General features: G+C 64.6%; 18 protein-coding genes. 5 read left to right on the plus strand and 13 right to left on the minus strand.

Annotation, left to right across the window (positions count from 1 at the left end; all coding sequences use genetic code 11):
- Positions 1 to 146: 146 nt before the first annotated feature.
- Positions 147 to 1,064 (minus strand): LysR family transcriptional regulator, encoded by a 918-nt coding sequence (locus ESZ00_RS17425; protein WP_129209670.1) that lies wholly within the window; start codon positions 1,062 to 1,064, stop codon positions 147 to 149.
- A gap of 69 nt (positions 1,065 to 1,133) precedes the next feature.
- On the opposite strand from ESZ00_RS17425, the gene ESZ00_RS17430 reads away from it, so the two are divergent.
- Positions 1,134 to 1,658 (plus strand): GNAT family N-acetyltransferase, encoded by a 525-nt coding sequence (locus tag ESZ00_RS17430; RefSeq protein WP_229741145.1) that lies wholly within the window; start codon positions 1,134 to 1,136, stop codon positions 1,656 to 1,658.
- A 467-nt stretch (positions 1,659 to 2,125) separates the two neighbouring features.
- Here the strand turns inward: ESZ00_RS17430 and ESZ00_RS17435 are convergent, their stop codons facing one another.
- Together ESZ00_RS17435 and ESZ00_RS17440 are read right to left on the minus strand one after the other, a co-directional pair.
- Entirely contained in the window at positions 2,126 to 2,590 is a 465-nt protein-coding gene (locus ESZ00_RS17435; protein ID WP_129209671.1) for a hypothetical protein, read from the minus strand.
- A gap of 457 nt (positions 2,591 to 3,047) precedes the next feature.
- Positions 3,048 to 3,680 (minus strand): hypothetical protein, encoded by a 633-nt coding sequence (locus ESZ00_RS17440; protein WP_129209672.1) that lies wholly within the window; start codon positions 3,678 to 3,680, stop codon positions 3,048 to 3,050.
- A gap of 152 nt (positions 3,681 to 3,832) precedes the next feature.
- On the opposite strand from ESZ00_RS17440, the gene ESZ00_RS17445 reads away from it, so the two are divergent.
- Both ESZ00_RS17445 and ESZ00_RS17450 read left to right on the plus strand, forming a co-directional pair.
- Positions 3,833 to 4,669 (plus strand): hypothetical protein, encoded by an 837-nt coding sequence (locus ESZ00_RS17445; protein ID WP_164981589.1) that lies wholly within the window; start codon positions 3,833 to 3,835, stop codon positions 4,667 to 4,669.
- 439 nt (positions 4,670 to 5,108) lie between these two features.
- Entirely contained in the window at positions 5,109 to 7,010 is a 1,902-nt protein-coding gene (locus ESZ00_RS17450) for a L,D-transpeptidase family protein (RefSeq protein ID WP_129209674.1), read from the plus strand.
- A gap of 424 nt (positions 7,011 to 7,434) precedes the next feature.
- Here ESZ00_RS17450 and ESZ00_RS17455 read toward each other — a convergent pair whose 3' ends face one another.
- From ESZ00_RS17455 to ESZ00_RS17465, 3 genes are all read right to left on the minus strand, one after another.
- Entirely contained in the window at positions 7,435 to 8,001 is a 567-nt protein-coding gene (locus tag ESZ00_RS17455) for a YcbK family protein (RefSeq protein ID WP_129209675.1), read from the minus strand.
- A gap of 506 nt (positions 8,002 to 8,507) precedes the next feature.
- A complete protein-coding gene (locus ESZ00_RS17460; RefSeq protein WP_129209676.1) occupies positions 8,508 to 9,446 on the minus strand; it encodes a branched-chain amino acid transaminase in 939 nt (312 codons plus the stop codon).
- 581 nt (positions 9,447 to 10,027) lie between these two features.
- On the minus strand, positions 10,028 to 10,408 hold the full coding sequence (locus tag ESZ00_RS17465; protein WP_129209677.1) for a hypothetical protein: 381 nt from the start codon (positions 10,406 to 10,408) through the stop codon (positions 10,028 to 10,030).
- A 576-nt stretch (positions 10,409 to 10,984) separates the two neighbouring features.
- Between ESZ00_RS17465 and ESZ00_RS17470 the strand changes: the two genes are divergently transcribed.
- A complete protein-coding gene (locus ESZ00_RS17470; RefSeq protein WP_129209678.1) occupies positions 10,985 to 11,692 on the plus strand; it encodes a MarC family protein in 708 nt (235 codons plus the stop codon).
- 194 nt (positions 11,693 to 11,886) lie between these two features.
- On the opposite strand, the gene ESZ00_RS17475 is transcribed toward ESZ00_RS17470, so the two are convergent.
- From ESZ00_RS17475 to ESZ00_RS17485, 3 genes are all read right to left on the minus strand, one after another.
- A complete protein-coding gene (locus tag ESZ00_RS17475) occupies positions 11,887 to 13,413 on the minus strand; it encodes an ATP-binding protein (RefSeq protein WP_129209679.1) in 1,527 nt (508 codons plus the stop codon).
- A 498-nt stretch (positions 13,414 to 13,911) separates the two neighbouring features.
- Complete coding sequence (locus ESZ00_RS17480; RefSeq protein WP_129209680.1) at positions 13,912 to 15,396, minus strand: glycosyl hydrolase family 79 C-terminal domain-containing protein; 1,485 nt, start codon at positions 15,394 to 15,396, stop codon at positions 13,912 to 13,914.
- Between the two features lie 234 nt (positions 15,397 to 15,630).
- Positions 15,631 to 16,104, minus strand: coding sequence for a GyrI-like domain-containing protein (locus ESZ00_RS17485; RefSeq protein WP_164981590.1), 474 nt, complete (start codon positions 16,102 to 16,104; stop codon positions 15,631 to 15,633).
- Positions 16,105 to 16,343: 239 nt separating this feature from the next.
- On the opposite strand from ESZ00_RS17485, the gene ESZ00_RS17490 reads away from it, so the two are divergent.
- Entirely contained in the window at positions 16,344 to 18,074 is a 1,731-nt protein-coding gene (locus ESZ00_RS17490; RefSeq protein WP_129209682.1) for a glycoside hydrolase family 9 protein, read from the plus strand.
- A gap of 681 nt (positions 18,075 to 18,755) precedes the next feature.
- Here the strand turns inward: ESZ00_RS17490 and ESZ00_RS17495 are convergent.
- Genes ESZ00_RS17495 through ESZ00_RS17510 form a run of 4 tightly spaced genes read right to left on the minus strand, consistent with a single transcriptional unit; the run spans position 18,756 to position 22,549 of the window.
- Positions 18,756 to 20,315: a cytochrome b N-terminal domain-containing protein gene (locus ESZ00_RS17495; RefSeq protein ID WP_129209683.1), complete on the minus strand. Its 1,560-nt coding sequence runs from the start codon at positions 20,313 to 20,315 to the stop codon at positions 18,756 to 18,758.
- Positions 20,300 to 20,950, minus strand: a complete 651-nt coding sequence (locus tag ESZ00_RS17500) for a QcrA and Rieske domain-containing protein (RefSeq protein WP_129209684.1) — start codon at positions 20,948 to 20,950, stop codon at positions 20,300 to 20,302. The genes ESZ00_RS17495 and ESZ00_RS17500 overlap by 16 nt, the downstream gene beginning before the upstream one ends.
- Before the next feature lie 13 nt (positions 20,951 to 20,963).
- Complete coding sequence (locus tag ESZ00_RS17505) at positions 20,964 to 21,695, minus strand: c-type cytochrome (RefSeq protein WP_129209685.1); 732 nt, start codon at positions 21,693 to 21,695, stop codon at positions 20,964 to 20,966.
- The gene (locus tag ESZ00_RS17510) at positions 21,692 to 22,549 is read right to left on the minus strand and encodes a hypothetical protein (RefSeq protein ID WP_129209686.1); all 858 of its coding nucleotides are present in this window, start codon (positions 22,547 to 22,549) and stop codon (positions 21,692 to 21,694) included. The genes ESZ00_RS17505 and ESZ00_RS17510 overlap by 4 nt, the downstream gene beginning before the upstream one ends.
- Position 22,550: the final 1 nt, after the last annotated feature.

The raw sequence follows: 22,550 nt of genomic DNA on the forward strand, positions 1-22,550 counted from the left end.
CACGCGAAGCGATTCGCCCGGACGGCCAGTCCTCGCGACCAAAGGGAGCGCCACGCGAAGCAAAAGGCCGCGCGGGTAGCGCCGCGACCAAAGGGAGCGGAGGCGCGAAGCGCAATCGCCCGGACGGCCAGTCCCGCAACTACACCCTACCCCCTACCCCCTATCCCCTTCTTAAAGATCTCCCGCGCCAGCGCGGCGAAGGCCAGCACGATCGGCCGCTTCTCCGTATCGCGATAGGCCAGCTCCAGGCTTGTGCTGTGATGCTTCTCGCGCAGGCGCAGACACACCGTGTTCGCTACGCGCAGCCGCTCCACGCACGCCGGCGCGATCGTCACGCCCAGCCCCGCGCCCACCAGGCTCAGGATCGTCAGCCACTGCGGCGCTTCCTGCACCACATTCGGCAGATAACCGTGCGCCTCGCAGAGAGCTACCGTGCGCCGCCACGCCACGTCGCCATACGAGCGCGAGAAGAGCACGAACGGCTCATCCCGCAGGCTGCGCGGCGAGATGGATTTCTGCTCTGCGAGCCGATGCCGCTTCGCCACCGCGGCCACAAACGGCTCCGTGAACACCGGCTCGATGTGCAGCTCCTCGACCGGCCCCGCATCGCGCAGAAAACCCACGTCCACCGTGCCGTTGCGCAATTCCTGCACCAGCCCCGAGGTCGAGAACTCACGCAGTTGCAGATCCACTTCCGGATAGAGCCTGCGATAGCGGCCCAGCATGCGCGGCAGCGCCGTCAGCATGCCCGATCCGATAAAGCCCACGCGCAGCACACCCGCCTCGCCGCGCCCGATGCGCAGCGCCGCCGTGCAGTCGTCGCCGATCTTGCGCAGCGTCTGGCGGCTGCGCTCCAGCAGCTCTTCACCCGCGGCCGTCAGCCGCACCTCGCGCGAGGTGCGCAGGAAGAGCGTGCAGCCCAGCATCTCCTCGAGGCGGCGAATCTGCTGCGAGAGCGGAGGCTGCGCGATGTGCAGACGCTGCGCGGCGCGGCCGAAGTGCAACTCCTCCGCCACGGCAACAAAATAGCGCAGATGGCGCAATTCAATCGAAGAAAGATCCATATCGAAAACGTCTCAATCCTTCCCAACAGGATATTGGACATGCGTACTCCATCATCCTAGATTGAAACCATGAAGACGGAATGCATGTACCCCGAATCGAATACCGCCTCGCACTCCGAACAGGCGGACCCATCGCTCGTCTTCCGCACCTTTCAGCCTGGTGACGAGCAGCCCTTCAAGCATCTCAACGAGGCCTGGATCAGCCGCCTCTTCGTCCTCGAAGACGCCGACCACAAGGTTCTCGACCATCCCCGCGAAGCCATTCTCGAGAGAGGCGGCGAGATCTGCGTCGCCGAACTCGACGGCGAAGTCGTCGGCTGCTGCGCGCTGATTCCCATCGGAGAAAACGAGTACGAGCTGGCCAAGATGACCGTCAGCGAATCGGCGCGCGGACGCGGCCTGGGACGGAAGCTGCTCGCCTACACGATTGCGCAGGGACGCCGCATGGGCGCGCGCAGGCTCTATCTCGAATCGAGCCACCATGTCGCCGACGCCGTGCATCTCTACGAGCAGCTCGGCTTCCGCCACCTGCCGCCGCCGGCCGTCCCCTCGCCCTACGCCCGCGCGAATATCTTCATGGAGCTGCTGTTTTAAAGAGATAGGCATGGTCGCCCATGCAAGCCTGAAGCTGGCTTGTGTGGGGCGGGATGAACCTTCGTGACGCGCTCCTCCTGCGAACCCATGTCTCAGAAGCGAGACATGGGGCACCCGCTTTCCCGTTCTGGAATGCCTTTGCGGAACTTTGCGTGCTTTGCGTCCTGGCGCGAACGGGATGCGTGCAGACGCACGACTCCCTCTGTGCTCTCTGTGTCCTCGGTGGTGAATCGCCTTTGTTCCGCTCCACTCAAGCCAACTTCAGGCTTGCATGGGCCACCCGTCTTTTCTCTCTCCTGGCTTCCTTCCAAGTTCTTCGGAGACCCACCCATGACGAAAAACGCTCATGGGTGGGCACCAGGCAAGATCGCGACCAGCGGTAGCGCCACGCGAAGCAAAAGGCCGCGCGGGTAGCGCCGACCAACGGGAGCGGAGGCCGAAGGCGATTCGCCCTGCGCGAAGCAGGATTACTGGGGCTGCGCGTCGCCCTGCGGCGGAGGCGGAGGGCCGCCGCCGTTGTGCATCCGCTGCATGCGCGCGGCTTCCTCGGCTTCATACTTCTGCTTCTGCTGGTCGTTCAGCGCGGCTTCGATCTTCGTCTTCGAGTCGTCGCGGATGGACTTCATCTTCGCCATCCGGTCTTCGCGCGAGAGCGACTGATCGCCGCGCACCGCTTCCATCTGCTGCTGCTGGGCCACAAGAATCGGCTTGATCTGCGCCTGCTGATCCGAGGTCAACTCCAGGCTCTTGGTCATGTGCTTCAGCTGCTCATCGGGGTTCATCATGCCGCGATGCATGCCGCCCGGTGGTGGTCCCCCGTCCTGCCCCGGTGCTGGACCATCCGGCGGCATATCCTGTGCATAAGCGGCGCCGCCGATACAGCCCAGTGCAAGCAGGCCGGCGAGTACGAGTTTCGGAAGTGGGTGACGCATGGCGTGTTCCTCCAATGTTGCTCTGAACCCGGGCAGCCGGAAATCCGTTGCCCGTGTCTTTTGAGTCAGACGGCAATCCCCGCACCCGGGACGCTGCCACCACGGAAATTCGCATTTCCAGCACAAACCCATTCACCACAGAGGACACAGAGAGCACAGAGGGTTCCATACTCTGCCAAACATCCCTGTTCAGCGCAAAGACCGCAAAGACTCTTCAGAAGAACGACCCGGGTGCCCCACGTCTCGCTTCTGAGACGTGGGTTCGCAGGATAAACGCGTCACGAAGAGTTGTACCGTCCCACCCAAGCGGAGCTTGGATGGGGCACCCGTTTCCGATCCACCCCACAGATCCCAAAGCGCGACCAGCGGGAGCGGGAGGCCGAAGGCGATCCGCCCTGCGCGAAGCAGCCGAAGGCGAAAGGCCGCGCGGGTAGCGCCGCGCAGCAGCGGCCAGTCCTCAGTGCCTGTCCCACTGCGGAGGCATGATCACCTGCGGCGACCGCAGCCCGCAGGTCAGCAGGTGCGGCTCCGTTTCGCCCGGCGCGGGCAGGTAAGCGTAAGCAAAGACAGCACGATACTCATGCTCGCCGGGATTGTTGCACTTCTCGCACGAGGGCCGGTAGGCCAGCGCCGGATTATCCTCCTCGCGCGCCACCCACTCCTGGCTGCCATGCGCCGGCACGGTCAGATACTTCGCATTCTCCGGAGCCTTCGCCGGCCGGTAGGCAAAGAGCGGCCCGCGCTCGTCGATCGCGTTCACCAGCGCGCCGCCCGACCCGCTCGAGGCGCGCCACAGCCAGCGGCTCCCGACCTTCGCATACCAGTGCGCGCTGGTCGGCGCCGGCTCGGCCAGCACAATCGGCTCCGCGGTGCCGTTCTCCAGATGAAACAGAAACCCCGTCCCCTCACCCGGCTTCGACGGCGCCAGATAGCTGGCGGTCAAAACGATCTGTTTCCCGCAGAGAGGAACCGTCAGCCCCGCATGGCGGCCTCCTCCGTCCGCAACCGGCGCGGCAGCAGCAAAGGAGATCGTCGCACCGCCCAGCAGGGCGGCCGCAGGCAGAAGAACACGCAGAAGTCGCAGGCTCACGCTTCAGAGTAGATGATTCGAGCGCAAGTACCCGCAGAAAGACACGAAGGGGTATGCCTTCCGATACTCGGCAACCGAATTCATCGGATATAGAGTGTAGTTGTCTGTTTTATTCGTATAAAAACCTATTCTTTTTCTTCTGGAGCGCCCCGATGCACCGTTCTCTTACCCGTACCCTCACCCTGTTCGGCATCCTGGCCGCCGCAGCCTCCGCGCTGCACGCGCAGGATAGCTTCCTCGACCACTGGCAGGCGCGCGTCAACAGCACCCAGGCCGAGCAGCCGCACTGGGTCACGCCGCTGGTCACCGTCACCCCGCGCCTCGAGCAGGAGTTCCGCACCGACTTCGTGCGCCAGGTCACGCCCACCCATCTCGACACCTGGAACTATGGCAACGGCAAGGGCCTCGAACTCATTCCCACCCGCCACATCGAGCTCATCTTCAACGTTCCGCCCTACATCCAGCACAACAGCCCCAGCATCAAGACCAAGGACGGCTTCGGCGACGTCAGCTTCCTGCTCAAGTACCGCTTCCTGGCCTCGAACGAGGAGAAGCACAACTACATCCTCACCGCCTTCGTCGGCGGCTCCCTCCCCACCGGCAGCTACTCCAACGGGTCCACGGACGCCAGCGTCTCGCCCACCCTCGCCGCCGGCAAGGGCATCGGCAAATTCGATATCCAGTCCACCATCGGCACCACGCTGCCCGTCGCCAACGGCGAAAAGATCGGCCGCCCCGTGCTCTGGAACAACGCCCTGCAGTGGAAGGCCAACCCGCACTGGTGGCCCGAGGTCGAGTTCAACTCCACCTGGTATCACGCCGGGGACAACGACGGAAAAATGCAGAACTTCGTCACCCCCGGCATCGTCGGCCGCTTCCCGCTGCATCACCGCATCGGCCTGACCATGGGCGCGGGCATGCAGATCGCCACCTCGAGCTTCCACTCCTACGACCACGGCCTCGTCTTCACCGCCAGAATGCCCTTCTAGCTGCTCCGCGGTGACTGGCCGTCACGGCTTTTCGCCTTCGGCCCCCGCTCCCTTCGGCCGCGATCTTTTGATCTGGGAACCCATGTCTCAGAATCGAGACATGGGGCACCCTTGATTTTCTCTTCAGAAGATTCTTTGCGTGCTTTGCGTCTTTGCGGTGAAAACGAACAGGGGTGCCCCGTCCAAGCTTTGCCTGGGCGGGAGGTACGGAACCCTCTGTGCTCTCTGTGTCCTCTGTGGTGAATGACTTTTGTGCCGCCCCACTCAAGCCAACAGAAGGCTTGAATGGGCCACCCGGCAAGCTCGCGACCAAAGGGAGCGGAGGCCGAAGGCGAAAAGCCGCGCGGGTAGCGCCCCGCAGCAGTTTTGTTTTGGGCGAAAGGCGGTTAGCCTTTAGCCTGAGCAGCAGCCAGAAGCCGAAGGAGCCCAGCGCAAGCGGATGAGCCACCCCAGCCCCCACCCTCCCCAAAGGTCCTCGCGACCAGCCAGCAGCCGTTTCTACCCGGTCCTCCACCGGACGGCGGCGGTCGGCGCCCTTAGCCTTCTGATCCTCTCCGGATGCCACTCCCAGCAGCAGGCACCCAGGGAGAAGCTCTCGCTCCGCCAGCTGCTCCACCGCAAGCGGGATAAGAAGTTCGCGACCAAGCCGGCCGAGGGCCAGCCGCTGCCGGCCACCCTCGACGCCGGCGCCATCGCCGCGCAGCTGCACACCATCGCCGACGCGGGCCGGCTCAGCAGCCTCCGCTACCCGGATTTTCGCGACTACCAGCAGCACGTCGAACGCGCCTACGGCCTGACGAACTTCACGCCCATGTGGCTGGTCAACGGCGCACCCTCGCCGCAGGCCCTCGGCCTCATCGCGGCCATCGGCGATATCCAGAAGAAGGGCCTCGACCCCGAGGAGTACGACGCCTCGCGCTGGCCCGCGCGCCTCGCCGCACTCAAAGCCCATCCCACCCCGCAGGCCATCGCCGACTTCGATGCGGCGATGACCGTCAGCACCATGCGCCTCATCTCCGACCTGCACATCGGCCGCGTCGCTCCGGCGCACTTCAACTTCGGCATCGACATCGAAGCCAAGAAGTACGATCTGCCCGAGCTGCTCACCACCAAGGTGATCCACGCGGCCAGCATCAAGGATGTGCTCGAAGGCGTCGAGCCCGACTTCGACGGCTACCAGCGCACTGAAACCGCGCTCGTCCACTATGAGGACCTGGCCGCACAGGGCGACGGAGCCAAAGTCCCCGGCACAGCCAGGCCCCTTTCCGCCGGCGATGCATACACCGGCTCGGCTCAGCTCGCCGACCGCCTGCATCTGCTCGGCGATCTACCCGAATCAGCAACAGCCGTAAGCCCAACCGTCTACGATGCCTCGCTTGTCGATGCCGTGAAGCACTTCCAGGCCCGCCACGGGATCGAGGCGTCCGGCAAGCTCGGCAAGGAGACCGTCGACGCCCTCAACGTGCCGCTCGCCGCCCGCGTCGTCCAGCTCGAAGACGCGCTCGAGCGCTGGCGCTGGCTCCCGCCCGACTTCGACGAGCCGCCGATCGTCGTTAACATCCCCGAGTTCGTCCTCCGCGCCTTCGGACCCAATGACGCGGATCACGCCCAGCAGGTGGCGCTGCAGATGAACGTCGTCGTCGGCAAGGCCGTACGCACGCAGACGCCGGTCTTCGCCAAGAGCATGCGGTACATCGTCTTCCGGCCCTACTGGAACGTGCCTCCCAGCATCGTGCACAAGGAGATCATCCCCTCCATCCTGAAGAACCGGAATTACATCGACCAGAAGGGCTTCGAGATCACCGACAGCAAGGGCACCGTGGTCAGCAGCGGCGCGGTCAGCGACGCCACGCTGGCCGGCCTCAAGGCGGGCCGCCTGATGGTGCGCCAGAAGCCCGGTCCAAAAAACTCGCTCGGCCTCATCAAGTTCATCTTCCCCAACGAGGACAACGTCTACCTGCACTCCACGCCCGCACAGCAGCTCTTCGGCGAGACCCGCCGCGACTTCAGCCACGGCTGCGTGCGCGTCTCCCAGCCGGCCGAGCTGGCCGCCTACCTGCTGCGCAACCAGCTACAGCCCGGCCAGCAGCAGAACTGGACCCTCGATGCGGTCAAAGACGCCATGCAGTCCGGTCCGGACAACAAAACCGTGCTGCTCGCCAAACCCATTCCGGTGCTGATCCTCTACGTCACCGCCGTCGTCGAAGACGACAACTCGGTCCACTTCTTCGCCGACATCTACGGCCACGACAAGGAGCTCAACGACGTGCTCGCCAAAGGCACGCCCTACCCCTCCGAGAGCATCAAAACCGTGCACGCCACCACCACGGCCGCACCGTAATTCCATGCACATGTGAAGTGATTTCGCGCATGGGGGTCTCACACATGTCCAAAAGAACAGAACGGTGGCCCATTCAAGCCCGAAGCTGGCTTGAGTGGGGCGGCACAAAAGCCATTCACCACAGAGGACACAGAGAGCACAGAGGGATTCGCACCACCGCCGGGTGCCCCACATCTCGATTCTGAGATGTGGGAGAGCAGGAGGAAGGCGTCGCGAAGATTTGTACCGTCCCACCCAAGCGGAGCTTGGATGGGGCACCCGTTTCCAATCCACCCCACAGATTCCAAATCGCGACCAACGGGAGCGGAGGCGCGAAGCGCAATCGCCCGTGACGGGCAGTCACCGCGACCAAAGGGAGCGGAGGCCGAAGGCAATTCGCCCTGCGCGAAGCAGCCGAAGGCGAGTCACCCTGCGCGCAGCAGCTTTATCGGTACTGCCAGTGGCGCACCGGTCCCACATCCACGTGCACGAAGTTCGAGACCGGATAGTAGCCCACGCCGCCGCGGGCCATGGACAGCGCTGCGTTGCGGACTTCCGTCGTAGGCACGCCGGGCACGCGGATATCGATGGCCTTGGCCTCCATGTGCTGGCTGTGCTCGGCCACGCCGCCGCCGTGCGTGCGGAGATAGTTGTTGCTCCACGGCGTGCGATAGCCGCAGACAATATCGATCTCGCCGTTCGGATCGTGCAGCTTCGCCAGCAGGTCGTGCAGCAGGTCGAACTCCTTCACGTCATAGTCCTTCACGTCGCCGGTGCGGTGATCGCGGAGAAAGTGATCGAGCTGCGCGACCGCAGCGGGCAGATACGCATTGCCGATGCGATAGACCACGTCCAGATGCTCACCGGTGTGCAGGTGATACAGGCGCAGGCGATAAACCTCACCCGCCGAAGCAGAGACAGAAACAGGACTCGGCGATACATCGGCCGGACGCGCCGGCAGCGCGACCAAAAGCACGGCCACTACGGCAAAAACGATGCGGCGAAAGCTCATCAAAAGGGCACCCTGATCCAGAGATTGGAGCCGGTATCTCCTCGCGCAGCCTCATCCCGGTCGAACTCACGGAAGGGCAGACAGAACCCGGCTATGCGCACCGGATGAAATCACGAAACGGAACGCATTTCCATTATATCGAGAACGGAAATCCGAATACCCCAATCGCCATTGAAATCCCCCAAACCCTGTCATCCCGACCGAAGCGAAGCCGGAAGGGCGAGCGCAGTGGAGGGACCTGCGGTTCCCTCTATAGCTCACCCATGCCCAATCGCGGCCCAAGAGAGCAGGGGGCAAAGGCGATTCGGCCTGCGCGCAGCAAAAAGCCCGGCTTGCGCCGGGCTTTTCATTTGTAACCATAACAGTGACGTTATGCCGAAACCGGCTGCCGGGTGCCCCACGTCTCGATGTTGAGACGTGGGTTCGCAGAACAAAGGATCGCGACCCAAGGGAGCGCCACGCGAAGCGAAAGGCCTGGACGGCCAGTCCCGCCCTGAGCGCAGCAGTTAGGCCGTAACCGGCTGCTCCGTGCTTACATTCACCGGCGTGAGCCAGCCGTAGCGGTCCGGACGCAGGCCGTTCGCAATCCCGAAGAACTCCTCCGAGAGCTGCTTGGTGATCGGCCCGATGTTGCCATCGGCCACCTGAATGCGGTCCACCGAGCGGATCGGCGTCACTTCAGCCGCAGTGCCGGTAAAGAAGACCTCGTCGGCAAGATAGAGCAGCTCACGCGGCATGGCCTGCTCCACCACCGGAATACCGAAGTGGCGCGCCAGCGTCAGGATTGAGTCGCGCGTAATACCGGCCAGCACCGAGTTCGCCAGCGGCGTGGTGTACAGCACGCCGTTGCGCACGATGAACAGGTTCTCGCCCGAGCCTTCGGAGAGATAGCCGTTCACATCCAGCGCGATGCCTTCCATGTAGCCGTTCACATCGGCTTCCATGCGGATCAGCTGCGAGTTCATGTAATTGCCGCCGGCCTTGGCCAGCGAGGGCATGGTGTTCGGCGCCAGGCGGTTCCACGACGAGACGCAGACATCGGCAGCCTCGGCGTTCACATACTTGCCCCACGGGAAGTTCGCCATGTACACCTCGACCGGCGAGTGCTTCGGGTTCACACCGATCTCACCATAGCCGCGGAAGGCGATGGGACGGATGTAGCACGGCGCAACACCGTTGGCCTCGATCAGGTCGACGACCGCGGTCGAAAGCTGGTCAAGCGAATACGGCAGCGGCATGCGGTATACCTTCGCCGAGTCGATCAGGCGCTGCATGTGCTCCGGCAGGCGGAAAACCGCTGCGCCCTGGGGCTGTCCATAGCAGCGGATGCCCTCGAATACCGACGAGCCATAGTGGACCACGTGGCTCATAACGTGGATGTTGGCTTTCTCCCAGGGGATGAGGTTGCCGTTGTGCCAGATCTTGCTGGTGGGCTGAATAGGCATGCGCGCTCGTGCTCCTTTTTCCTTAACAGGAAATTATATCCGCTGGGACTGGCCGCTGCTTCGCGCAGGGGACTGCGCGTCCGGCGAATCGCTTCGCGTGGCGCTCCCTTTGGTCGCGGGACTGGCCGTCCGGGCGAATTGCCTTCGGCACCCGCTCCCGCTGGTCGCGATTCAGGTTCTACGCGGTGGAGACGGAAACGGGTGCCCCATCCAAGCTCCGCTTGGGTGGGACGGCGTGAACCTTCGTGACGCGTTCATCCTGCGAACCCATGTCTCAGAAGCGAGACATGGGGCACCCACTTTCCCGTTCTGGAATGCCTTTGCGAAACTTTGCGTTCTTTGCGTCCTGGCGCGAAAGGGATGCGCGCAGACGCACAAATCCCTCTGTGCTCTCTGTGTCCTCTGTGGTGAATCGCCTTTGTTGCCGCCCCACTCAAGCCAACAGAAGGCTTGCATGGGCCACCAGGCAAGATCGCGACCAGCGGGAGCGCCACGCGAAGCAAAAGGCCGCGCGGGTAGCGCCGACCAAAGGGAGCGGGGGCCGAAGGCGAAAGGCCTGGACGGCCAGTCCCGCGCAGCAGTTAAAGGCTGGCGGCCAGCAGGCCGGGGAGCTGCCGTGCGTTGCGGGGAAAGATGCCGTCGCCCGCGAGCCCGCTGGTATGCAGCGCCGCATCGGCCAGATAGCCCACAAACTGCCTGGGATCGCGGCGTTTGATCGCCACCGCGGTAGCCACTGCCGACTCCACGGCCGTGGCCGACGGAACATCCAGCAGCACCACCGCATGCCGATGCTCCTGCCAGTGCTCAATCGATGCGGCAAAGCCCTGCACGCAATCCACAACCAGCCCCTGTGCGCCAAGATGCGCGCAGATCGGCTCCATCGTATGCAGGTTTTCGCCGGCCAGCAGAATCGCGCCCGAAATCGCGCCCCGAAGCGCAGGCGATTCTGAGGTTTCCAGCATTTCTTCCTCAGGTAGGGATTCGTTCGTCAAGAGAGGTCTTCCTGCTTTCCCGTGGCCTGCCTCCGCTGCAGCCTGTCCGGCAAGGCCGGAAACCCGAAACGCGGCGACAACGAGCAGCACCACGGAACAGAGAGTGGCAACTCGCATGCCATCCTCTACGAATCCATTAATTCATTGATTTTAAATAGCTTAAATCAGAAGCAAAGCAGGCAACCTTTCTCCACAGGGAAAGCTTTTCACACCGCCCGGAAGTTTTGCTGCTTCGCGCAGGGGGACTGGCCGTCCAGGCCTTTCGCCTTCGGCCCCCGCTCCCGTTGGTCGCGATTTTGCCTGGGCCACCGTCGGAAGGTTTGTACCTCCCACCCAAGCAGAGCTTGGATGGGGCACCCTATTTCCCCTTCACTGCATAATTCCCAATGTCTCCAGAGCGCGACCAAACCCGGGTGCCCCATGTCTCGATTCTGAGACATGGGTTCCCAGAACAAAGGATCGCGACCAAGGGGAGCGCCACGCGAAGCAAAACGCCGCGCGGTTAGCGCCGCGCAGCAGCGGCCAGTCCGGTACACTGGCGAGACCATGGCACATCTTCCGGCGATCCTGCTGACGTTTTTCGGTCCCGCCAGTGCGGCCATGCATGAGCTGCGTTCGACCTACGTGCAGTTCTCCGTGTTGGCGCTGAGTTCGATCTTCTTCCTGGTCGATCCCTTTGCCGCCATGCCGACCTTTCTCTCCATCACCGCCGGCATGGACAAGCAGCGGCGCAAGGCCATCGCGCGCAAGGGCTGCATCACCTGCTTCATCGTGCTTTCGTCCTTTGCGCTGGCCGGCCAGCTCATCTTCAAGATGTTCGGCATCACGCTGCCGGCCTTTGAAATTGCCGGCGGCCTCATCCTGCTACTCATCGGCATCGACATGCTCGAGGCCAAGCGCTCGCCCACGCAGGAGTCCTCCGGCGAAACCGAGGAGGCCAGCCACAAGGAAGACGCGGGCATCGTGCCGCTGGGCATCCCCATGCTGGCCGGCCCGGGCGCGATCTCCAGCGTCATGGTGCTCGTCGCGCAGGCTCCATCCCGATGGCAGATGTTCGCCATCCTCGGCGCCATCGCCGTCACCGCGACCGCCAGCTACGCCATCCTGAGCGGAGCCGACCGCGTGCGCAGCGTACTCGGCGAAACCGGCATCCGCATCCTGGTCCGCATCATGGGCCTGCTGCTCGTCGCGCTGGCCATGCAGTTCTTCGTCAACGGATTGACCGACCTCGGCGTGATCCCCGGCAAGGGATAAGAAAAGGGTGTAGGGGTTAGGGTGTAGGGTGTAGTTTTCGTACCCGGCATGAAATCCGGGCGGGTTGGCTTGTGTGGGGAGACGAGAGAAGGGCTCGGCTTGAAGGTCTGTGTGAGACCCACCCATGACGGAAAACCTGTCATGGGTGGGGCACCCGGGGTTCTACCCCCTACCCCCTAAACCCTATCCCCCATTCACTTCCCCGCCTCCACGTGCGCAGCGATCTCGACTGCCACATTCTCTTCCTGGCCGGCGAACATCGTTCGCAGCCGGTCGGCGACGCGGCGATGCCACTGCGCGCGCCGCGAAGCAGGCAGGCGCGTATACAGCACCTCGCGATAGAGCGCATGCGTAAAGACATAAAAGGCCGACTGGCCTCCACCGGGAAGCTCGTCGTAACCGGCGATGCTGACCAGCTTCACCCGCCGCACCAGCTCCGCAAAGCTCTCTTCCACCTCTTCGAGCGCCAGTCCCAGCGCTGCCGAAACGGCCCATGCCGGGAAGATCGTGCCCGCGACGCTGCCCGCCTCCAGCAGGTGGCGATCTTCCTCCGAAAGCTTCTCCAGCTGGAACTCGATCAACCCGGCAAGACCCTCCGGCACGCCCAGCTCAATCTCGCCCAGAGGAACGCGCAGGCTCAGCTCCGCGCCCTCGAGGCGAAAGAGATTCTGCCCCTTGAGATGATCGAGCACCGCGGTCATGAAGAGCGCATTGCCGGCCGAGTGCTGATGGACGAGGCTGGTCAGCCCCGGCGGCAGCGTCTCGGCGCCAAGCTGGCGGCGCAGGTAGGCACGCACCGATTCCTTATCGAGCGGGCCCAGGCGCACCTCCTGGATACGGCTGCCCGCCGCGCCGCGCGTGTTGGTGAGCAGGTCCTGCTCCATCTGCCGCAGCGGGTGCCTGGCATCGATATCGGTGCGCCGGTAGCTGACCACCAGCAGCAATCGCGCCCGCGAGCGGCGGCGGGCCAGCGCGCCGATCAGGTCGAGCGAAGCGCGGTCGGCCCAGTGAATGTCTTCGAAGATCAGCAGCAACGGACGCGTCGCGGCGAGCGTCTCAAAGGCCTCGCAGAGGCTGGTCACCGACGCGCTGCCGTCGCGCACCGCGGCCTGCAGCGCGGGACGCACCTTCGCCTCATCCACGGAGCACATCTCGCTCACCGCTTCGTGAACCGGGTAGAGCGCCTCCTTGCCGGCAAAGCCCTCGATGGCCTGGCCGCGCGCCACGCGCAGGCCGTCGTCCGTGCCCTGCGCGGCGCAGAAGGCATCCAGCAGCGCCGTCTTCCCGATGCCTGGCTCCCCGGTAAGGATGAGGGTGCTCCGCTCGCCGCTCTTCACCCGCTTGAGGTGTTCGGCCAGCAGCCGCAGCTCGGCATCGCGGCCCACGAGCCCGCCCGATGCGACCGCCGTCTCCTCGGCCTCGGTCACCGCGGCCAGAAAGCGATAGCCGCGCTTGGGCACGGTCTGGATGAAGCGCGGGCAGGCCGGGTCGTCGCCCAGCAGCTTGCGCAGCTCGAGAATGTACGTGCGCAGCACCTGCGGCTGCACATAGGTCTCCGGCCACAGCGCCTCGAGCATCTCGTCGTGCGTGACAAGGCACTGCGGATGTTCCACCAGGTAGCGCAGCACGGCAAACGGGCGCGGCGTCAGCGCGAGCATCTCCTCGCCGCGCCACACACACTCGTTCCGGGCATCCAGGCGGAATTCAGCAAACTTCAGCATGCGTTGAAGGGACTCCTGATCCCCCGTTTCAGTTAGCACGTCCCTGGCCGTATATGGCCACGTTCAGACATGCACCCATATCCGCGTCCCGCGCGGCTCCGGCACAACCGCCTGCCCCGCACTCTCGCCATGCGCCGCCGAGCAGCGTCCGCAACTGGACACTACTGTCCGTCTCCACTGTCCATCTCCGGGGTGTATCGCCGCAAACGACTGCCCCTTGTTGGCATTCTGATGTTCCAGGTTCGGCCCGCTCTTCATTTTCGGTCAAAGCAGGATACGCAACCACCCGCTGCCCCGTTCCGAGCCGGAATCGAACGAATCTCCGGGAGTACCTGAAAAGTAGGGGGTGTATCCACCCGGAGCGACGCAGTCAATGCCTGGCCAGGCCGTATCCACATAGAGAAGCATTGAAAATAAAAAACTTACCACCGCATGGTCATCCCGACATCCACAGACCTGTCATCCCGCTATTCCAATACGGCTCTATGTGGACACGATCTAACTCTCGGCCGTCACCAATATCGCCGACGCGGCAGGCAGCGTCAGCACGGCGCGTCTTCCGCGAACCGGCAGAACCTCCGGAGCCGAAGGCTCCCAGCCGCCGTCGCCGCTTACCGCCGCTCCGCCCAGCGTCATGCCATCGGTTGCCGCCAGCGACGGCCCGGTAAGATACAACGCATTCAGCCCGCTCGACTTGCGCCCAAGATCGAGATCGATCTCCACCGCATCCGTCGATTTGTTGAAAAGCACCACCTTGACCGCGCCGTCCTCGCCGCGCAGCCCGTACGCGGAAACCAGCGGGCTCTCCGGCTCCAGCTTCGTCTCGATCAGCTCGCCCGCGCCGGCCTGCGCAAAGAGCAGCATGCCGTAGTAGCCGGGACGGACCGAAAACCCCTTTTCCCGCGTGCCGGCAATCGGCGTGTACCAGCCATAGCCGCCGCCGTGGAAGTTGATCCCCACCCCGCCCGTCGCCGCCACCTGATACATCAGCTCGGCCGTCCACAGCGCCGCGGCGAAGGTATTGCTCACGCCCTCCTTGCCGCCCGAGTAGCAGGAGTTCGTCTCCGACAGCCGGAAGGGCACACCCGTCTCCTTGCGCGCCTGCTGCGCCGTAGCCAGCTCGGCCTGGAGCTTGGAGTTCGGCCCCAGCAGCCGGTCAATGGTCATCGAGGGATCGGTCGGCGGACCCTCGGCGTAATAATGCTCGGTCAGCAGGACCAGGTCCTTCTGGAACGCCCGCGCGAAGGGCAGCATCCAGTCGGTGCGGTATGCCGTATCCGGCCCGGCAAACCGAGCCTCCGGCAGCCGCTTGCGGAGAACGTCGAAATACTTCTGCCACTCGGCGGCAAACTCCGGCTCACCGTAATCCGGCTTGCGCAAACCATTCTGGTGAAAGATATCGGCCTCGTTGCCGATCTGGAATGCGATCACCCGCTTCCCACAGCTCTTCCACACATACTCGGCCTCGTCCGCCGCAACCTCCGGCGTCCCCGTGGCGAGATTCAGACCATAAATCAGCCCCCAGCCCGTCGCCTCCAGAAAGCCGTGCAGGTTGTCGATGGCCTGCGGCGTGATTGCCGTCAGCCGCGGCAGCTTCTTCCCCGTATCCGGACCCACCGGAGCCGAGGCAGCATCCGTCGCAGCTTGGCCGTCGGCCTTCCAGTGCGAGTTCTCGCTGGTATTCCCGCCGATGCGCAGCACGCCGGACTGTCTTCCGTCCGCCCCGCCCAGGCGCCGAAAGAGCCCGACCAGCGCCTTGTTGTCCGCGGAAAAGAACTCCGGATCGCCAAGCTGCGCGCTCTCATAGCTGAGCCCGGTGAAATCCCGGCCGATCGTACCGGCAGAGCGGTCCGGAGAGAGGCTGAGGCGCACATTGCCCGGAGCGCTTGTCCGTCCATTCCCCGGAGCGGCAAAAAGCGAAGGAGAAACAGCCGTGGCGGCGGAAACAGAGAGCGAAAGGCGGAGGAAGTCCCGGCGGCGCATAGCAGCATTTCAACACAAGAGAGGATAGGGTGTAGGGGATAGGGTGTAGTCGCCGGGTGCCCCACGTCTCGCTTCTGAGACGTGGGAGAGCAGGAGGAAGGCGTCACGAAGAGTTGTACCGTCCCACCCAAGCGGAGCTTGGATGGGGCACCCGTTTCCGATCCACCCCACAGATCCCAAATCGCGACCAAAGGGAGCGGAGGCCGAAGGCGATTCGCCCTGCGCGTAGCAGCCTCAGGCGATAGGAATCAGCAGCTCTGTCTTCAGCTCGGCCTCGGGTGTCGTCCGCGGATCGTTGAGGTAGTTTTCGACGCAGAACTCCGGGCGCAGCGCGGTCTGCTTCTCCCCCAGTGTTTTAAAGGCAAAATCGAAGGCCTGCCCGATCTGCGTGTACGAGCCGGTCAGCACAAAGCGCGCGTAGCGTCCGGCAGGCACCAGCCGATACTTCATCGCGCCGGGAAGCCCCGTGGGCTCCATGGTCAGCGACACGCCTGCCTGGTAGATCATCGCCTCATCGCCGGACTTCTCCTTGTCCATGCCGCTGAGTCCGAGAAATTCGAGTATCGCCGGCGGCTCAATGCCCGGAAGCAACGGCGGCAGCGCCTTCCACAGCGGCGCGGCGGTTTCCGCGAATGGGCCGCGCGCCTCGAGAAAGACAAAGTGCGTGGCGGGACGAGACACCGCTTCAAACTCAGGCGTGAGGTTCATGCAAGTCTCCCTGCTGAAATCCGCTCCAAGCATAGACCAGAATGCGATGCGTGCGTATCGACATAGACCGCGCTGAGAAGCTGGCGTTTACCGCAGGTTTGTCATCCCTGCCGGAGCACTCTTCTGAGTTGTCATCCCGAGCGAGCAATGCGAGTCGAGGGACCTGCGGTTTCTCCTGCTTCCGCTATCGCAGAAGCTGCACCCTGCCCCTGACACCCTGCCTGTAAGATGTGGGCACCATGCAACGACGTGCTTTCCTTCGTAACGCGGCCGGCAGCCTCGGCGCTGCTGCCCTTCTTCCTGCCGCGCGCGCCCTCGCACTCGACAGCACGTCGAGCCCGGTACGCCTCAATCCGGTACACCTCAATCAGGCCGGCTACTCGACCGGGCGCGCCAAATACGCGACCGTCAACGCACAGGCCGCGCAGTTCACCATCCGTCCCGCAGCCGGAGGAGCCTCCGCTTTTCAGGCAGCCTTGAGCGAAGCGCGTTCGGACGCCGCCTCCGGCGACACCATTCGTATTGCCGACTTTTCCGGCTTCTCCCGCGCCGGGCTCTGGAGGCTGGCGCTCGACAACGGCGAGGTCAGCCCGGCCTTCCCGATCGGGCCGCGTCCCTACCACGACGCGCTGCGGCTCACCATGCGCGCCTATTATGGTCAGCGCTGCGGCTGCAATGTGAACCTCGGCGGCGGCTATCATTACCCGGCCTGCCACCTGCGCGGCGCCTGGCATCCATCGTCGGGCAAAAGCGGCGCGGTGACCAACCACGGCGGCTGGCACGACGCGGGCGACTACGGACGCTACGTGGTGAATTCGGCCATCACCGTCGGCACGCTGCTCTGGGCCTGGGAGCTCTACACCCCGCAGCTGCGCACGCTGGCCCTCGGCATTCCCGAATCCGGCGGCAAAACTCCGGACTTCCTCGCCGAAGTGCGCTGGAACCTCAACTGGATGCTCTCCATGCAGGATGCCGACGGCGGCGTCTGGCACAAGCAGACCAGCGAGCAGTTCTGCGGCTTCGTGATGCCGCAGTCCGACACCTCGACCAGCTACGTCATCGGCACCGGCTCCACTCCCTACAAGAGCACCGGAGCGACGGTCGGCCTCGCCGCGGCGGCAGCCATCGCTGCCCGCTGCTACGGTCCCTACGACGCAGCCTTTGCCCAGCGCTGCCTGAGCGCGGCCCGCAAAGCCTGGACATGGGCCTTGTCACATCCCGCCGTGCTCTTCCGCAACCCGCCAGGAGTCTCGACCGGAGGCTACGAACAGAACGACGTCACCGACGACACGCTTTGGGCCGCGGCCGAGCTCTACCGCACCACCGGCGAATCGCAATACGAGCAGGCCTTCGGCGCAGTGGTCTCGACGCGGCTGGGAAACCTGGCCCTCACGCCTCCGGGCTGGGGCAACGTCTTCTCCATGGCCTGCTGGGCCTATGCCTACTCCGGACACAATGCCGACAGCCAGCTGACCGATGCCATCGTAAAAGCCACCGTCGAGACGGCCGATGCGCTGGTGCGGACCGCCCAGGGCAACGGCTACGGACAGACGCTCGCCGCCGCAGCCTATAACTGGGGATCGAACGGCGAAGCCGCCAACCAGTCGCTGCTGCTGCTGGTCGCCTACCAGCTGGCCTCGAACCCGGCCTACAAAGCCGCGGCGCTGGCCAACCTCGACTATCTGCTGGGACGCAACTGCTTCGGCGTTTCGTGGGTCACGCAGCTCGGCTCCAACCCCTTCCAGCATCCGCACCACCGGCCCAGCGCGGCGGACGGCCTGCCCGCGCCCTGGCCCGGCCTGCTCTCCGGCGGCCCGAACGCGCATCCCGCCGACCCCGCCGCCAACGCACTCGGCCAAAGACCGCCGATGCGCATGTGGATCGACGACCAGGGTGCATACTCCGTCAACGAGGTAGCCATCAACTGGAACGCCCCGCTGGTCTTCCTGCTGGCGGCAGTGCAGAGTTAGGTTATATCCACATAGAGATGGTCTGAAACTAAAGAACCTACCCTTATCGTTGTCATCCCGACCGGAGCGCAGCGAAGTGGAGGGACCTGCGGTTTGCGCCTGTCCGGGCAGAAACCCGCAGGTTTCTCCACTCCGCAGGACGATAAAGCTGTCCTGCTCCGGTCGAAATGACAGCCTTTTACTCTCGCTCTATGGGGATACGGCCTAGGGCTCAGGGCTGCTGCGCGCAGGGCGATCCGCCTTCGGTCTCCGCTCCCTCTGGTCGCGATCCAGGGCCCTGATACAACCCGGGTGCCCCACATCTCGTTCTGTTCGAGATGTGGGTTCGCAGGATGTCCTCGAAAGGTGAAGGTCCGTCCCCTCCCACCCAGGCGGAGCTTGGCTGGGGCACCCATGTTCGTATCCACCACACACATCCCGCGTCCCTCACTCAAGCCAAAACCGGGCTTGAATGGGCCACCGAGGCCTTTATCCGGCGCATGGTGAAGGTCTCGTCTTCCCGCCCAAGCGGAGCTTGGACGGGGCACCCATTTCCGTATCCACAGCGAAAAAGCCACACCGCGACCAGCGGGAGCGGAGGCCGAAGGCGGAAAGCCTGGACGGCCAGTCCCGCACTGTGCACAAGCAAAAACTCCCGGCTTGCGCCGGGAGTTTTTTGCAGGGTCCAGCGAAGGACCGGGGCTATTGCGCCTTGGCCGGAGCAGGCTCGGCCTGAGCCGCCGGAGCCGGAACCGCAGCCGGGGTGTTGGCCGCCACTGCGGCGCGCGAGGCGTCGGTGGCGGCAGGCTGGTTCGCGGGGTGCATGGTGTCGAGGAACTTCACCAGCGCCGTCACTTCCGAAGGCGTGAGGCTCTTGCCGTAGGCCGGCATGTTGCCGCCGCCCTGCACCACCTGGCGGATCAGCTGATCCTCGGTGAGCCGCGTGGCCACATCGTCCAGAGCCGGTCCGCGCTGTCCGCCCTCGCCACCGAGAGCGTGGCAGTTGCGGCACTGCTTGGACTGGAGAATCACCGCGCCCTGACGCTCGACCGGCGACAGGTTGTGGGTCATCTTCTCCGGCACATTCGCGCCGCTCCAGGCGTTCATGACCGGGCTCCACGGGGTGAAGGTCGCGAGGTGCGTAAACGTGCCCCACGAAACCGCCACCAGAGCGAGCACCATCACCGCAACCGGGCGGCGATGCCAGCTCTTCTCACCCTCGCCGGCCCAGAAGGGCAGCGCCAGCAGGATCGCAATGCCGACCGCCGGCACAGTGAGCAGGAACGGGGTTTCGAGCGCCGGAGGCAGGTACGAGAGCACCGCATAGAGCCAGAGGAAGAAGAAGTCCGGCTTGGGCACCGTCTGGATGATCGTCGGGTCAGGCTGGCCGGTCGGGCCGTAAGGACCGAAGATCGCCGCGCAGACCGCAACCGCCAGCAGAATCGCCGCCGAGAAGACCGCGTCCTTCCACAGGGCGCCGGGCATAAACGGCAGGCCGTCCTTGTGGGTAAGCTCGTGGTACTCCCGGATGTACGTCTTCTTGTTCACGCGGCGTCCGGGCATCGGCCACTCGTTGATGCCCAGCTTGACCACCATCCAGATATGCAGGCCGGTCAGGGCCAGCAGCAGGCCGGGGATCACGAAGACGTGCAGGGCGAAGAAGCGGGTCAGCGTCGCGCCGGCGATAATCGGCCCGCCCAGCATTAACTGGACGGCGGGCGCGCCGATGATGGGGATACGACTGGTGATCGAGGCGCCGATACCGAGGCCCCAGTACGAGTCCTGGTCGAAGCGCAGCACCTGGCCGGTGAAGGCCATCCCCAGGGTCATCAGCAGCATGATGACGCCGACCACCCAGGTCAGCTCGCGCGGGAACTTGTAGGCGCCGAACATGAACACCTGGGCCATGTGGATCAGCACCACGGCCACCATGAAGTTCGAGCCCCAGCCGTGCATGGCGCGCAGGAACCAGCCCAGCGGCAGGTCGTGGTTCAGGATCTGCAGGCTCTTCCAGGCCTCCGCGCCCGAGGGCACGTAGACCAGCGCCAGCAGGATGCCGGTGACGATCTGCAGCATGAGCAGCGTCGCCGCGGCCGAGCCGAAGACGTACCACCAGCTGGCGGTGCTCTTCGGGACCGGGTGCAGCATGGCCTCTTCGAACGGCGCCTGCAGCTGCACGCGCTGCTCGACCCAGTTGTAGGCTTCGAGCGCCTTGCCCTTGAGCGACTTGTCTGCGGGCTTGTCGTTTAGCTCTTCTGGCATGATCCGCATCCTCCCGGGGCGTTGGTGATGACCGTCAGACCGCCGTTCGCCGACTGCTCACCGGGGCTGTTGGGGCTGGCCGGGTTGGCGAGGGTCGGCATCTGGCCGGCGTCGATGTGCAGCTCGCCGCGCACCAGCTTGTAGTCGTACTCGAACAGGCCGCGCTCCGGCGGGCCCGAGGCCCGCGAGCCGTCCTGGTAGTACGCGCCGCCGTGGCAGGGGCACATGAACAGCGAGGACTGCGGGAACCAGCGCACCGGGCAGCCCAGGTGAGCGCAGTTCACGGCGAAGACCTGGAACTTCTGGCCATCGATGTTGCGCACCCAGCAGGCGACCTTCGCGGTCTCACCGTCCCAGGGACGGTTGAAGGGGTTCTCATAGGTGGCCAGCCGGGTTTCGCCGGCCGGAAACTGCGTGGCCGAACCCAGCGAGATCCAGGAGTTGTAGGCGCCCTTCTTCCGGATGGGGCCCAGGATGTAGCGCACCACGGGCACCGCCACGGCGATCCCGACGACGCCGTTCAGCAGCGCGCCGATGCCCATCAGGATCCAGCGGCGCGTGACGACCTTGGGATCGTCCTGCACGGTGTGATGTTCTGCCTCAACGAGGTCCGGCGTGTGATTGTTCTCGGTCATGATCTTCTTCTCACTACTGCTGCGGCGAGGGATAAGGCTGGCCGGGCGTCTTCACCCGGAGCGAGTTCAGGTAGGCGATCACGTCGGCCACCTGCTGATCGTTGAGCGGATAGCCTGCGACCTGCTTGCCGTGCGCCATGCCGGTCGCATCCGGCATGCCCAGGTCAGGGCGTCCGGCCACGAGGATGGTGCGCAGCGTCTGGTCGTTCACCAGCGCCAGGTAGGTCGGATCGGTCGGCGTCTTCGTCCCCTGGTGGCACTTCACGCAGGTCGACTCGTAAAGCTTCTGCCCGCTGGCCGCGTCGCCGGTTGCCGTCGAAGTGTAAGGCAGGCTCGGCCCAGAATCGCTCCCAGCCCCGAATTCACCCTTGACCCCCTTCACCAGCGCGTCCACCTGGGCATCGGTCAGCATGCCGCCGGAGGACTGGGCGAAGGCCGGCATCTGCGTGCCCGGCTCGCCGCTGGCGATGACCTTGCGCAGCGTCGCTTCATCGACCCAGTGCGCATAGGCCGGGTTGCCGATCGAGTAGGCCGCGCCGTTCTGCCCCGAGGGACCATGGCAGCCCTGGCAGTTCTGCGTGTAGAGCGTATGGAAATTGGTGATCGAGTCCGGGCGCTCGACGATCTCGACGCGCTTGGCGCCCGGCGCCTGGTCGCAGCCGGCCGCAAACGCGAGCAGGGCAGAGACCGCGAGCGCGGGGATCGTGCGTGCGGCAAAGGAAGAGGAGATCAGGCGGAGCTTCATTTACGGTCTTCTCCTGCCTGGTCGTGATCTTCATGGTGCAGGCCCGAACCTTCGAATCCCAGGCGCATCAGGATGGGCATTGACTGTTTGGTGTAGATCTTCTGCGAATGCGCAACCACCCAGCCGGCGACCACGCCGAAGGTGATCTGCGAAACCAGGAACCAGCCCCACTGAATACGGGCATCGAGCTCGGGGTTGATGACGCCCATGGTGGCGTGCACCAGGCCGGTCCAGAGCACCGGGGCCACCAGGCCGCCGAGCAGGATCGGGCGCTTCGGCAGCATGGGCAGCATGGCGCCGTAGAGCAGGCCGACCAGCAGCGAGGTGATGATGTGGATGATACCGGCCACGATCAGGCCCGACAGATGGAAGGAGGCAATGTCGGCCGTCGACGGATTGCGCCAGTTGGCCACGCCCGCGCCGCCCAGCAGGTTGATCGGATACCAGATCGAGTGCTGCGCCAGCAGACCGTAGATCAGCGCCGGAGGCACCATGGCGATGGCGCCGGCCAGGCCGCCCTTGAGGCCCGAAAGAATCGGGTAGGTCTCGATGGGCAGGTGCGCGCGGTCTTCGCTCGGCACCACGATGCGCTCGACTTCAGTACGCGTGGTGGTGACGAGTACATCTTCGACCGTCGTCTCGATGTTTTCGACGTGCTCCCGGGGCAGCACCTGGCGGAACCAGCCGATGGCTCCGGCCAGCGCCAGCACGACGCCCAGAATCGTGAGGCCCAGATTCGTGACGATGCCGGTGAAGCCCAGCGCCACGCCCAGCGCCATGATGATGGGCCAATGCGTCGGTGCCGGCAGGTGTACGTGCTCTTCGTGGCTCCCTGTGGAATGATGTTCGCTCATG

This window comes from Silvibacterium dinghuense (genome assembly GCF_004123295.1).
Lineage (GTDB): Bacteria > Acidobacteriota > Terriglobia > Terriglobales > Acidobacteriaceae > Silvibacterium > Silvibacterium dinghuense.